Genomic DNA, 14,526 nt, shown 5'->3' on the forward strand with positions numbered 1-14,526 from the left:
AAAGTGCTTGTACATAAAAATAAACTCGGCGCTCATAGCACCGAGTTTATTTAATAAAAGTCGCATCATACTTATCACTTTGCAACACTTGAAAGTGTAGATTTGCTAAATGTTTACGTATTTCAGCACTGTCATCTTCATTTAAATTATTTGCCAAGAAAACAATTTCTGTACAGTTTCCTCGTTTATCCATTGCATAAACTGCTTTTGTTACCGTCCATGGTGTATAACCATTCTTTTGTCCAGCATGCCTGAATGTTTTACGATATTTCTTTGCGCTCATATCTGTTTCAACGATATTCGCCCACACTTTTTCTTCCGCTTCTGTAAGACCACCTTGATGATTTGCCTTTTGAAGCAGTACCATATAATCGTTAGCGGAAGCAGCCGGCAATCTATCCGACCAAATTTTGTCGTAACGTTCCTCTAAATACAGAGGAATTTCCTTCTGTAATAATGGTCCCTTCTTTTTTAAGCGTTCATGAATAATCATAGCATATTCACGATATTGCTCTTGAGACATTTCTTTTAACTTTTTCTCTATTTTATATTTTGGAACATGTAATTCTTTATGCAAATATCCCGGAATGTATAAAGATGAAACAATCGGAAATAGCGGTTGATGTGCAGGAAGTGCTAAACTTTGTAAATTCCGATTAATATTGTCTAATCCTAATACCTCCATTAAATATTCAGTATTTGCATTAGAACTAAACTTAACCATTCCTTTTGCAACTTCTTCTAAAGAAACCGCTCCTTCAGTTATCTTTTCTTTTTTTTGCAAATAATTTTGCCATCTATCTTGTGCACCACCATCTGTACCCGGCACATAATAACGATTCACATCATTAATTGAAACGAAACTAGACGGATCGATTTTCCCCTCTGTAACTTGTTTCGTATATTCAAGCGCCACAATTAACTTCATCGTACTAGCAACTGGCAATACAACATCCGGATTTACAGAATACACGACTTTATCATTTCTTTTTATTAAAAGTGCACTATTCTTTTCATCTTTATGTTCTTCAATAAAGGATGCTATGTACTGCGCATCATCATTATTTGAACTCCACACTTTTTTCACTAAAAAGTTACCTGATATTAGCAAAACGAAAATACCCACAATCACTGCGCATACTATAGTTTTTTTCAAGTAAAATTCCTCTCCTATTGTGTAACTCTTCTCTATTTATCTCTTAAAAACAAAATAATGGAGATGATTATTTAAACAATCATCTCCATTATTTTAACTTGTATGCTACTATTATGTCTACGTCATAATTTTCACAAAATCCTCTAGAAACTTTTTATAATGTAAAGACCAGCCAATTTTAACCCAATTTTTCAACGCTTTTGCTTCAGGTTGCGGGCGAAAATCAGCGATACTTTCCCCTTTCGCAACTCCAACCGTATCTACATCAACACGACGATACACGTAATCTAAAATAGATGGATTTGCCGCTACCATCATCGTTACTACATCATGCACTGGGCTCCCTGTTATTTTAGGATTCAGATTTTTATAAGCTTTATAATAATAATTGAAAATCGGTTCTATTAATTTCTTGAAATTCGTTTTAGAATGTTTCGTAATGTATTTCACCATCTCCGGTGTAATAATCGCTTCTGATGTAACGTTAAGCGGTATTAGTGTCACATTTTTTGCATTTTGCATAACTAATTGTGATGCAATTGGGTCACCATGAAAATTGGCTTCCGCGACTGGTGTAACATTTCCGGGCATTAAAAAAGCTCCGCCCATTATATAATATTCTTTCACATACTTCATCATTGGTTTTTCTAAAATAAAGGCCGTCGCTAATGTTGTTGATCTGCCGGCATCAACAATGATTAGTTCTCCTTTATATTTTTCAATGATATCGAAAAATGCACAAAAAGGTTTAATATTGGGAGAAAAAGTTTTAGGAGGCTTAATAGGTCCTAAGCCATCTGCCCCGTGAATTTCCGGATAATATGTTACAAACTCCCCAGATAAAGGAATTTTCGCTCCATTAATAACAGGTATATCTTCCCGGCCCGCCATTTGCAATAAATACGCCGCATTACTCGTCGCCTTTTCCTGTGTTACATTCCCATATCCTGTTACTACTCCAACAATATCAATATCAGGATGCAATAATCCATACATAATTGCTAAAGAGTCATCAATTCCTGGGTCTCCTAAAAATAATATTTTTTTCATAGACCTCAACTCCATCCCATCAATTGTTATTACTTTATGAATACATGACGGAATACAGAATGAAAAAGATAAATTTTGTATAAACAAAAAACGTAGGAACTTCATATTAGAAGTTCCTACGTTTTTCTATATTTTCATGCTACTTTTTTCATCGTAACCATACTACCAATTATATAAGAAATAAATGCAAAGCAAATCGGGAAAACAACTGTATGTATACCGAATGGATTAGGGTAGCAAAGGTGAATAAACATATAGGAACCTACTCCAACTAAGATAGATGCAAGAGCTCCAGTTGCATTTCCTTTTTTCCAATATAAACCTAACACAATCGGCCAAATGAACGCTGCTTCTAAACCACCGAAAGAAAATAAATTTAACCAAATTAAAAAGTCTGGTGGCTTAATAGCGGCAGCATATACGAGTAATCCTACGATACCAGTAATCAATAGGCTACCTTTCTTTATCGTACTATCCGCGGCATCTTTATTTATGTAGTTCACATATATATCTTTAATAATTGACGAACTTACAAGTAATAATAATGAGTTCACAGTAGACATTATCGCTGCCATTGGTGCAGCTAAGAAAACTCCAGCTAACCAAGGTGGCAACACTTCCATCGCGAGTAGCGGCATTACTTTATCTGGTACCGTTATGCCTGGAAGGACTACTCTTGCAAACACACCTGTTAAATGCATACCAATCATAATTGTACCGACGACAACCGTTCCAATGATTAATGCTTGGTGCATAGCTTTTGAATTTTTATAAGACATAGCACGCACACTAATTTGCGGTAATCCAACGACACCAATCCCAATTAAAATCCAAAATGATGTGACATATGATTTCGTTAAACTTCCATCCGCTCCGAACGGTGTTATTAGATTCGGATTAATTTGAATAAGTTCCTGCATAATCTTTTCAACTCCGCCACCAGCAATGACAGTAGCAATTAAAATGATTGTTGTTCCGACTAACATAATGATTCCTAATAACGTATCTGATAAAGCGACTGCACGAAATCCACCAATTAACACATACACAAGTACAGAAAATGTAAATAAAAATAGTGCCGTTGTGTAGGAAAGTCCTGTTAGCGACTCAATTAATCGTCCGCCGCCAACCCACTGGGCTACTGTTGCTGAGAACAAAAAGATTATAATACATAACGCAGAAAGAACAACTACCGCTTTATTATTGTATCTGCCCTTTAAATAATCAATAAGCGTAATTGCTTCCATCTTTCTAGCGATAATAGCAAACTTTTTACCAATAACCGTTAAAACGATATATCCTGTTACAACTTGAATCGCTGATAACAGCACCCATCCAAGCCCCATATTGTAAGCAATACCAGGCCCGCCGATAAAGCTACTTGCACTACCGTACGTAGCAATCATCGTCATAGCTAATAATAAGCCCCCAAGTTCACGCCCACCAAGAAAATATTCTTGTAAAAATTTATTATTAGCGGTTGCTTGTACACGTCTTGATGCATATACACCAATTAAAAACACAACGATAAAAGAAATTATCATTGGGATTATTACATACCAATTCATCTATCATTCCTCACTTTTTTCTTCCTCATCGAGTGAAATATCTTGAAATAAAAAACGAACAACTAAAATAAGCAAAATAACCATTACGATAAATCCAACGATACAGCTATAAAAAAACCATGCTGGAAAACCTAATACATATGTATATTCACTCGGATCCTTACTTCCAAGCCCATAGGCAAATCCATACCATATTATAAAATTAATAATAGCTAATCCAAGACCAATTAACGCTTCTCTATGGGCAACTCGAAAGCGCGGATCATCATGATAATTCTTCATTTTCCCCCTCCTCTCACGATGTATAATTGTACCACTGTTTTTCTAGTTTTTCCTACTAGAAAACAAAAACGCGCAGGATTTTTTGTAATTATATAGAATACAATGTTTCATTACATATTTTTTACAATTGTAACGAAAATGAAATTTGAATTTTCAGCGTTTTTTATTTATGATTTTAAGTAGAGGCTTTTCATCTAGTTCCCACATCCTTGATTTCGGAATAAACGCCGTCTCGTACTGCGTTTAAATTATATTTTCAAGGGGGTTATACAATGAGTCAACTAGCTGTAAATCTTCATGAAAAGGTAGAGAAATTTCTTCAAGGCACAAAGAAACTATATGTGAACGGAGCGTTCATTGAAAGCGCTTCCGGAAAAACATTTAAAACACCTAACCCAGCAACTGGTGAAACACTCGCTATCGTTGCTGAAGCTGGTCGCGAAGACATTCATAAAGCTGTGGTAGCTGCTCGAATGGCTTTCGATGAAGGTCCTTGGTCACGCATGAGCACTGCTGAACGCAGCCGTCTTATGTACAAGCTCGCTGATTTAATGGAAGAGCATAAAGAAGAGCTCGCACAGCTCGAAACGTTAGATAACGGAAAGCCAATCCGTGAAACAATGGCGGCAGACATACCACTTGCAATTGAGCATATGCGCTATTATGCTGGCTGGGCGACGAAAATTGTTGGTCAAACAATTCCTGTTTCCGGTGATTACTTTAACTATACACGCCATGAGGCTGTTGGTGTCGTCGGTCAAATTATCCCTTGGAACTTCCCACTTCTTATGGCAATGTGGAAAATGGGAGCTGCGCTTGCTACAGGATGTACAATCGTTTTAAAACCTGCAGAACAAACTCCACTATCCGCTCTATACTTAGCTGAATTAATTGAAGAAGCTGGATTCCCGAAAGGTGTTATTAATATCGTTCCTGGATTCGGTGAATCAGCTGGACAAGCACTTGTTAATCATCCACTCGTTGATAAAATTGCATTTACTGGTTCTACTCCAGTCGGTAAACAAATTATGCGACAAGCATCTGAATCATTGAAACGTGTTACTTTAGAGCTTGGCGGTAAATCACCGAACATTATTTTACCAGACGCCGACTTATCTCGCGCGATTCCTGGTGCACTTTCTGGTGTTATGTTTAACCAAGGACAAGTATGCTCTGCTGGATCACGCTTATTTATTCCAAAGAAAATGTATGATAATGTCATGGCTGATCTCGTCCTCTATTCTAAAAAACTAAATCAAGGTGTCGGTCTTAACCCTGAAACAACAATTGGTCCTCTCGTTTCCGAAGAACAACAAAAACGTGTAATGAGCTACATTGAAAAAGGGATTGAAGAAGGCGCTGAAGTACTTTGCGGAGGAAGTAATCCATTCGATCAAGGCTACTTCGTTTCTCCTACAGTATTCGCTGACGTAAATGACGAAATGACGATCGCAAAAGAAGAAATTTTCGGTCCAGTTATTTCTGCAATACCTTTTAACGATATTGATGAAGTAATTGAACGTGCAAATAAATCACAATTCGGCTTAGCGGCTGGTGTGTGGACAGAAAATGTTAAAACAGCACACTATGTTGCAAGTAAAGTACGTGCTGGTACTGTATGGGTAAACTGTTATAACGTCTTTGATGCAGCATCTCCATTTGGAGGATTTAAACAATCCGGTCTTGGCCGCGAAATGGGATCTTACGCGCTGAACAACTATACAGAAGTGAAGAGCGTTTGGATTAACTTAAATTAACGAGAAAGAACCTGACCTACTCGGTCAGGTTCTTTTCATTATGTATTCATTTACACTTGCAACCCACCGCTCACATTTAATACCTCTCCTGTAATGTAAGACGCATACTCTGATGCTAAAAAGGCAGCTGCGTTTGCAATATCTTCCGGCGTTCCGATTCTTCCAACTGGAATCGCTCCAACCATTTTCTCTTTTACTTTATCCGGTATTGTTTTTGTCATATCAGTATCCATAAACCCTGGACAAATCGCATTACACGTAATACCAAAACTTCCAACCTCTTTCGCTGCTGTTTTTGTTAAGCCTACAACCCCTGCTTTTGTAGCCGCATAATTTGCTTGTCCAATGTTTCCTTCCCTACTAATAGAAGAAATATTAATAATCCGTCCATACTGTTGTTGTCTCATATAAAGAAGTGCTGGCTGCATACAATAAAAAACGCCAGTTAAGTTCACTTGTAATACTTGTTCCCAAGCAGACTTCTCCATCTTATGTAACATTGCATCTTTTGTAATCCCAGCGTTATTCACTAAAATATGTAATGTACCAAATTTTTGCACCGCATATTCAATTAACGACTTCGCTTCATTTTGATTACTCACATCACATCGATATAAACTCACATCATACCCTTCATCTGATAATTCACGTGTCGTTTCTTGTAGCTTCTCTTCATTTACATCACTAATTAATACTTTGGCCCCTAGTTTTGCAAAAACTCGTGCGATTTCTTTTCCAATCCCCTGCGCAGCACCCGTTACAACAGCTGTTTTCCCATTCAACAATTCCATCTCTATCCCCCATTTCTATTAGTTATATTGTATATTTCGGCTCTATGCTTTCCAAATCCTCTTTGTATAAAAAAGTCTATTTGTGTCAAACTAACTTTGCAACGTCGCATAAAGTGAAACTTTAATCAGTGGGATTTTGTTCATCCCCCACTGATTATTAGCCCTCACCAATCGGGCATTTACGGGCAGTTAATCTCCCACCTAACTTCTTTGTTCCAACTGGATTTTGAGGTGGGAGTTTTACTACCCGTTAATGCGGGATAAAACACAAGGAGATTGTGTCGAATGAAAAAAAAGAATGTAAATCGAAACAAAGCTGCCGATGGCATTGATGTTGAGTTCGCTCGCGAACTCGCTGACCACAATGACTTAGAAGCAAACGCACGTGCAAATGCCGCTGATGCACGTCAAAAACGCCAATCAACAGAAAAATAAGGAACTACAACGTTCCTTATTCTTTTCAACAGGGACCTACTACCCATCAAAATAAACCGAGAGTATCTCTCGGTTTATTTTCTATATTTCTTTACGTAGTGCGCTAAAGCAAGTAACGGATATATATGCCCATAACTATGATAGCGAATATAAAAGCCCCCCGGTAACCCTGTACCAGTAGGATATTTTTCATTCATAGTAGACTGCGCGAGCAAATATGTAATTCCTTTTCGAATAATCGGTGTTTCTTGATCGTAGTAAGAAATGAGTGCATCAAGTGCCCACGCTGTTTGTGACGGCGTACTAAAAGGTAAAGAAATGAATTTTTTCTCTACACTACTTTGACAGGATTCTCCCCACCCTCCGTCTTCATGCTGCAAATGTTCGAGCCATGAAGCTGCTTTTTTCAACGATGGATGAGTAGAAGGCACTCCTAATGCACGTAAGCCTGTCATCGTTGCCCATGTCCCATATATATAACATATCCCCCATTTTCCATACCATGATCCATTCTGTTCCTGTACATCCATTAACCATTTGATAGCTTTCTTTTTTTGCTCTTCAAGCAATTCATTCGGTGCATACGTTCCGAATAATTCTAACACCCTACCTGTAATATCTGGTGTGGACGGATCGGTTATCATATCACTCGCATTTTCAATCGGCAAATTCGATAGTAACTTGCTCGTTACCCCTCGTTCAAAAGCTCCCCAGCCTCCATCATTGTTTTGCAATCCTTTTACCCATTCCACACCTCTTCCCCACGCATCATCTACTCTATCATTCCCTCTACTTCGCGCTAACGCTCTAAGGGCAGCTGTAGTATCGTCTATATCAGGGATCGTCGTATTAACATCTGAAAATCCCCAACCGCCAGCTACAAGTGATGATGCATGTACGCTCCAATCTACCTTTTTAGTTTGTTGTTTTTGCAATAAATACTCCGTCGCCCTTTGAATCATCTTATTTTCATTTGTAACTTTAGCTTCTTGCAATGAATAGCTAAGTAAAGCGGTATCCCATACGGTAGAAGGAGAATTTTGCAAATGACTTCCTCTGTCCATCTTCCATATATAAGATTTTAATCCTGTCACAGCTTTCTCAATAATTGGAGACTGAATAGAGTGCCCTAATGCAAGCAAAGCATAAATCATATAAAACGTAGCACTGGCGTAACTATATAATGTTCCATTTTCATCTATACGCTCCTTCATAAAGCGCTCTACTTCTTCGTATCCTTTATGATGTAACGATAATGGATAAGATATTACCTTTTTCACATCACCTAAAAACGATTGAAACAGCGGAGACCGCTCCTCTCGAAACCATTGCCCACCCCCGCCTGCAATATGATTTAAATTTGGCAATAACTTTTTCTCTACACGGAATCTCTTATTCATACAAATCATCATCGGAATTAAATGTATACGCGCTGAGCTGCTTAGCCCAAATATACTGAGGGGGGAGTCATCTTGTAAAAATAAGATTGGCGTTGGAAAGTGAAAAAGCGCAGGAAATTCATATTCTCCATGAATCGCTAATAAAAATTTCGTCATAAAATGAGCACGAGAAACTCCCCCGTGTTCCTTAATAAACATTTCAGCTCGCCTCATATTCATATCTTCTTTCGAATATTTTTCCGAAGCAAGTAAAGCAGCATATGCTTGGATCGTCGCGGATAAATTCCCTCCCTTTTCATCTTCGTATAATTTCCAAGTCCCTTCATTTGTTTGAAGAGATACTAACCTTTTCACAAACGGTTCTATTTCGTCATTTCGCCCTAATAATTTGAGTAAAAAAATCATGTGACAATCCGTTAGCAAAGCTCCTTCAAAACAAAATTGCCACGTTCCGTCTCGCCTTTGCATCGTTTGAAGTGCAGTCGTTCTCCGCTCTATCTCCTCATGCACTTTGTCATATAGTAGCACACCGCTCACCCACCCTTTCTAAGTCCGTATACGATATTCGAAAACTCATCTAAATATGTATGAAAACAAAGAAAAGCAGAACGTGTATTACACACATTCTGCTTACAAACAATACCCAACCCCGACAACAATTCCTAATAGTGCACCAACAACAACTTGATACGGTGTATGTCCAACGAGCTCATTTAACTTTTTATATTCTGTTTGTCTACCATGAAAAAAATCATTCAATATTTTCGCTTGCTTACTTACCGCAAGCCTTACACCTGAAGCATCGTACATAACAATAATGGCAAAAATAGCGGCAACCGCAAATATTGGACTCTCCACACCTTCCACCACTCCGACACCTGTAGCAAGTGCAGTAACAGTCGAAGCATGCGAACTTGGCATTCCACCTGAAGCAAAGAACTTAGCAAAATCAAACTCGCCTGTTTTTATTAATTTAAAAACGACTTTCGTTAACTGTGCTAAAAACCAAGAAATTATAGCTGCTATAAGTGGATCATTATGTAAAATTGTTTCCATGTTTTTCAGCTCCTCACTGACTATAATGGAATTTCTATATAATATAAGTATAAAGAAAAATGCGTAGAAAATACTACGCATTATGATACTTTTGCTGATTTATTTTTAATAAATTTTGGTTGCTTCTGTAGTAGAAACTTTGTTTTCGCCATTGAAAAGACAAATAAAGCAATCCATATACAGAAAAACGCAATCATATGAGTAGATGTGAAATGTTCACCAAAAACGAACACACCTAAAATTAAACTAATAGTCGGCGCGATGTATTGTAAAAATCCTATCATATAGAGCGGAATAAGTTGTGCTCCTTTAGCAAAATAAAAGAGTGGTAACGCTGTAACAATACCTGCCCCTATTAAAAGAAACGTTGATATTGCCGAAATAGAACCGAACGAACCAAAGCCATGAACTCCTGTCATAAACAAATATATAAGTGCAAATGGCGTCACTAACATCGTTTCCATCGTAAGCCCAATTGTTGCATCATAATTTAATAATTTTTTCGTTAATCCATATAATCCAAATGAAAAAGCAAGTGAAAGAGAAACCCATGGAATTGATCCGAAACGTATCGTTAAAATAACAACGCCCAATCCAGCTAAACCAACCGCAACATATTGCCAAAAATTAAGCTTCTCTTTTAAAACAACTGTACCAAGTAAAATACTTATAAGTGGATTAATATAATACCCAAGACTTGCTTCGATTACATGGTTATGATTTACGGCCCATATGTATACAAACCAGTTTCCACTAATAAGTACCGAAGCAATTGTTAATGACATTAATAATTTAGGTCGTTTAAAAAGGGCCACTAACTCCCCACCAAACTGACGAAACCTCTTCGTTACTCCTAAAACTAACAACATAAAAACGAATGCCCAAACGATGCGATGCGCTAATATTTCATCTGCCGGTACTTCCTCCACCCATTTCCAATAAATCGGAAGGACTCCCCACATCGTATACGCACCTGCTGCATATATAATCCCCTGCTTTTGCTCTGCTGTTTGACTCCCCATCTTCCTTTTTCTCCTCTTCTCTTTTTTTCTTCATTATAAAGTCTCACATGCTTACTTTACCAATATTCAATCTGCATTTCTTTCGACATTCCTCTTGCAAATCCTTTATATGTATAAAAACACTCCTACTGTTATAATAACGAGCACTGGAATACCGAAGACAAATTTACTTTTATGTGTCTTATGATGAAACATATACATACCAATCCAAGCTCCAATCGCTCCTCCAGCTGCAGCTGATAAAAACAACGTACTTTCTGGCGTTCTCCACTGTTTTTTCTTTGCTTTTCGCTTATCAAGCCCCATCATACTAAATGCTATAACGTTAATAATAATAAAGTATATCCATTTCATCTTATTCTCTCCCTTAAAAAATTCGCTTTATTGTAACACGAAAAAACCACGCAGGCGAGTAGCCTGCATGGTTTTATAATTCAGTCTCTTGATTTTCTTGTTCTTTCTGTTCTTCCATTTGTTGTTCAGCGATTTCCGCTGAAATCATTCCATAATAAATTTCTGGATATAATCCAAATATTTGATATACACTACCTAAAAACGGCATCGGAATCCCTCATTTCTAAAGTTGTATTGTCATTCTTAAGGATTCCCTTTTCACTCATTATACATTCGTTTTTGGCACTTCTTCTTCATCGGGAACATGTAATATATTTTGCCATTTTTTATAAGGCGCACTATTTGGATCCACATACCCTTTCGCATACGAACGATCCCACAATTGTTTCATAAACATCTCTTTCTCTTTCTTTGCAACCATATCTGCACCTGTTCCGTAATAGTTTTGGAAATACAGCTCAATTTCATCAAGGAATAACCTTAACAAATCGTCAGATGTTTCTTCTAACGTCGGGTCATATTTTGCCTCACGGTCATACATTAAAATCATATCTAAAATATTATGAACATGCTCTTTACGGAGCCATCTTATATCTTGAGCGCCTAATACAAATGCATGTGTATATAAATGTCCACCTTGTATCATTGCCTTTTCTTGTTCTTCTTCAAATCGTGACAAGATGTTTTCATAAATAAACGGATTATGAAGCAATGCTCTGTGCAACTTATAACTTTCACTTGAAATATTTTTCCCCATCGACTGGATTAAAAAGCTACGGCCGACACCGTTATATTGATACACGAACTGTCCATCAACAGCAACTAAGCTAATCCAGCGATACATATACGCGTATAGAAGAGCACGATTACATTTGTCGTAATCTAACTTCGTTTGCGTTGCATTCAAGTCTGGCATAAAGGCTGGTAAGTGCCAATATTTATCTAAATGCGGCGTCAAACTAGATTTTTTACTATTTAATTTGTTCACGCGGCGATAATACGATTGAAAATAATCACCTTTATCGTTCATAAAACCATTCGCAATATGTCCAGATGAAAGCTTAGGAAAATCTTGTAGCGATAATCCGTAATGAGCACGATAACAAATCACTTCAAATGGTGAAAACGCCTCGTTTACCGTATCTTTTTCTTTAAACATTTCTTGCAATAACTCTTCTTGCAATTCTTGTTTTAAAGATGGATGTACGCCCCAATATTGTAATTCTCTATGATGAGAAACTTTCGGAACGAACGGACTTGCTAAATGGAAAAGATCTTCAATTTTTTCACGAACGTATTCATCACGATCACGCTTCTTGAAATCTGCTTCTTTTCGCAATGCTTCAACGATATTAAGCTCTAATTTGTCACGATAGCGCACTTGAAGTTCGTCATAACAATAACTCAATATATGTTCACGATAGAAGTCTTCCACCTTTTTCGACTGAATTTCTTCGGCTTTCGCATCACGACAATATTCCCCGTACAAGCTCATATAAATTTCGGAGGATATATCTTTCGGTAATACACCTAAATTTAAATGTTGCTGCATATCTTGCCAAATCTTTTCTTGCAATTTCTCTTCAGCTAATACGTATACATTCGTCGGGTTCGTTTTCCCCTCAAATTCCTTGCTTCGCTTTTGGATTTCAAACAATAAATTTTCACGTGTTTCGTATAAATTATCAAAGAATCTTTCCCAATATTGAATCATTTTATCAACTGCTTGGTATAGCGATTGATACACGAGTTCTAACAACATTTCTTTACGATACTCACTTAATTTGTGTACGTACTGCGTTACAATATCTTCAAATTCTTTTTTAAACAAACGCTGCTGATTATTAATCATTTTTCCAAACCAGCCTTGTTGCTGCGCAATTTCAACGCGGCGAACAGCCGTTACAGTTCCATCAATATTACTCACATTAAATTTCTTATCGTAGTTTTGAATTAAATTACGCTTTTGTTCATTATTTTCATGTAGTCGATTCATCTTCTCTACTAACTGCTTACGAAGTTCATACAGCATAAAACGTGCTGCAACTGGATGAACTGGATCCGTTTTCTTTAAAAACCATGTATTTAATTGGTAAGACTGTCCTTCTGAGCCACTCGGTGTAAAGCGGTCTGATTCGATCATGTCATATAAAAGGGTAGTAACATGCTCATGTACACGGCTCGGAATGGCGTAAGCATATAAACGAACCGCATGATCAACTCTCGCTACTTCCCCCTTCATTTGTTCCATCATTTTAAGCTTCGCAGCCGATATTTTGCACTCATGCTGTAGGCGGTTTAATTCCTCATCTTTTTGCACTGTACGGTGTACGTAACTCTCTACAGCATCTAAAAACAATTTTGATTTTGCAACACCGAGCTTACCACCCTCTGCCCCTTCACGTGTTTCATGGTACATTTGTCTATAAAAAATATGAGCTTGTTCTGGCCGAGTAGCAAGATGCTCTAAGTCTTCTAAATAACTTTTCCCGCGCTCTGGCTTTTCACGCTGCATACCACGTTTGACATCTTGGTCGTATCTTTGCTTTTTTTCTTGAAACAGTTGATCTAAATGAAGCCAAGATTCATCTAAACCTTGCACCGCCCATTTTAAAGCACAGTATTTCAAAACGTGCTCATACGGATAAATAAGTTTTGCCGTTCCTGCTCCGCAATATCTCCCTTTCCCACTCGATTCTGCCAATTGCTGAATTTGATTATCTTCTTGTGCAAAATGATTTGCAGACATTGGACTAAATAACTGTAAATAAATCGTATTTGCCATTTGCTCCATATAATCCGATAAATTGTGCAAATGGTGCCCATGTAAATTTTCATAATCATATAAGAAACAATAATTGTACGGTAAATGATGCTGCTTTATCGTATGGTTTGTTCTTCCGTCCTCATCCACTTGATCAGGACGATATTCTAATTCAATCGTTACGCCGCCTCGTTTTGATAATTCACCAGTCGATCCAAGCGTAATAGCGTGCAACTCTTTTAACGATGCATAACCATTCGCTTGCACAGTTTCAAACTCTTTCGCACTAACCGTTCTCGTCTTAACTAAAACATCTGGCATTAAAAACGCACCGCGAATTAAAATGTTATGATGCTGCAATTTCTTCCGGAGCATCTCACGCAAATATAATGCGATTTGTAAAAACATCCCTGAGCCTGTTCCGCCGGCTAGTGATGTTACAATAATGACACGTACACCATATTCCGTCTGATCACTTGTAACTGGAAAAATCTTCTCGATTTCTTGCCAAAACGATGTGAGTTTATCTTCTTTCATCGCAGCACGTAACGCTAACCGTGAAATGACGCGTAACTGTCCAGCCCCTTCTGTTAACGGTTTATCAAGTATAGTCGGGTCCATCGGAAACCACTCTGGAATCGTTGGATCTCCCGCAATATACTCTCTCGGTGTTTTACTCGAGCTCGTTTGCGTCTTAAACTTCCGAATATGATCAAATTTACTCAATGTATTCACATCTGTATCAAATACATGCATCGCTACCTTTTTACGACGCTCCTCAGGTAATCTTTCATATATTTGATGTGTGACAGTACTACCGATTCCACCTAAGCCAATTAAAATTGTTGGAACTTGTAATGTCATGTGAACCACCTTCCTATTCTTGCTTGT

13 protein-coding genes are annotated in these 14,526 nt (G+C 37.6%); 2 read left to right on the plus strand and 11 right to left on the minus strand.

What is annotated here, in order from left to right; genetic code table 11:
- Positions 1–46: 46 nt before the first annotated feature.
- The 4 genes from QCI77_RS17865 to QCI77_RS17880 all read right to left on the minus strand — a co-directional run bounded on the left by QCI77_RS17865 (position 47) and on the right by QCI77_RS17880 (position 4,056).
- Positions 47–1,156, minus strand: a complete 1,110-nt coding sequence (locus QCI77_RS17865; protein ID WP_002128464.1) for a serine hydrolase — start codon at positions 1,154–1,156, stop codon at positions 47–49.
- A 117-nt stretch (positions 1,157–1,273) separates the two neighbouring features.
- On the minus strand, positions 1,274–2,206 hold the full coding sequence (locus tag QCI77_RS17870; RefSeq protein ID WP_044439956.1) for a nucleoside hydrolase: 933 nt from the start codon (positions 2,204–2,206) through the stop codon (positions 1,274–1,276).
- Positions 2,207–2,340: 134 nt separating this feature from the next.
- Complete coding sequence (panF, locus tag QCI77_RS17875; RefSeq protein WP_002087740.1) at positions 2,341–3,774, minus strand: sodium/pantothenate symporter; 1,434 nt, start codon at positions 3,772–3,774, stop codon at positions 2,341–2,343.
- A gap of 3 nt (positions 3,775–3,777) precedes the next feature.
- Positions 3,778–4,056: a YhdT family protein gene (locus tag QCI77_RS17880; RefSeq protein WP_002014357.1), complete on the minus strand. Its 279-nt coding sequence runs from the start codon at positions 4,054–4,056 to the stop codon at positions 3,778–3,780.
- Positions 4,057–4,328: 272 nt separating this feature from the next.
- Between QCI77_RS17880 and dhaS the strand changes: the two genes are divergently transcribed.
- Positions 4,329–5,813: an aldehyde dehydrogenase DhaS gene (gene dhaS, locus QCI77_RS17885; RefSeq protein ID WP_002087742.1), complete on the plus strand. Its 1,485-nt coding sequence runs from the start codon at positions 4,329–4,331 to the stop codon at positions 5,811–5,813.
- Between the two features lie 50 nt (positions 5,814–5,863).
- Here the strand turns inward: dhaS and fabG are convergent, their stop codons facing one another.
- A complete protein-coding gene (gene fabG, locus QCI77_RS17890) occupies positions 5,864–6,604 on the minus strand; it encodes a 3-oxoacyl-ACP reductase FabG (protein ID WP_002014354.1) in 741 nt (246 codons plus the stop codon).
- Positions 6,605–6,889: 285 nt separating this feature from the next.
- Between fabG and QCI77_RS17895 the strand changes: the two genes are divergently transcribed.
- On the plus strand, positions 6,890–7,039 hold the full coding sequence (locus QCI77_RS17895) for a YfhD family protein (RefSeq protein ID WP_002066466.1): 150 nt from the start codon (positions 6,890–6,892) through the stop codon (positions 7,037–7,039).
- Between the two features lie 74 nt (positions 7,040–7,113).
- Here QCI77_RS17895 and QCI77_RS17900 read toward each other — a convergent pair whose 3' ends face one another.
- The 6 genes from QCI77_RS17900 to QCI77_RS17925 form a co-directional block, all read right to left on the minus strand.
- Positions 7,114–8,967 carry a terpene cyclase/mutase family protein gene (locus QCI77_RS17900; RefSeq protein ID WP_353825308.1) on the minus strand — a complete coding sequence of 618 codons (1,854 nt, stop codon included), beginning with the start codon at positions 8,965–8,967 and terminating at the stop codon, positions 7,114–7,116.
- A gap of 102 nt (positions 8,968–9,069) precedes the next feature.
- Entirely contained in the window at positions 9,070–9,495 is a 426-nt protein-coding gene (locus tag QCI77_RS17905) for a divergent PAP2 family protein (RefSeq protein ID WP_000447809.1), read from the minus strand.
- Between the two features lie 80 nt (positions 9,496–9,575).
- Positions 9,576–10,517 (minus strand): EamA family transporter RarD, encoded by a 942-nt coding sequence (gene rarD / locus QCI77_RS17910; protein ID WP_002014350.1) that lies wholly within the window; start codon positions 10,515–10,517, stop codon positions 9,576–9,578.
- 105 nt (positions 10,518–10,622) lie between these two features.
- The gene (locus QCI77_RS17915) at positions 10,623–10,871 is read right to left on the minus strand and encodes a DUF1294 domain-containing protein (RefSeq protein WP_113769599.1); all 249 of its coding nucleotides are present in this window, start codon (positions 10,869–10,871) and stop codon (positions 10,623–10,625) included.
- Between the two features lie 73 nt (positions 10,872–10,944).
- Entirely contained in the window at positions 10,945–11,079 is a 135-nt protein-coding gene (locus QCI77_RS17920; protein WP_002014348.1) for a hypothetical protein, read from the minus strand.
- Positions 11,080–11,136: 57 nt separating this feature from the next.
- Positions 11,137–14,499: a tubulin-like doman-containing protein gene (locus QCI77_RS17925; protein WP_353825309.1), complete on the minus strand. Its 3,363-nt coding sequence runs from the start codon at positions 14,497–14,499 to the stop codon at positions 11,137–11,139.
- Positions 14,500–14,526 lie beyond the last annotated feature (27 nt).

It is taken from the genome of Bacillus cereus group sp. MG9 (assembly GCF_040459995.1).
Classification (GTDB): domain Bacteria; phylum Bacillota; class Bacilli; order Bacillales; family Bacillaceae_G; genus Bacillus_A; species Bacillus_A mycoides.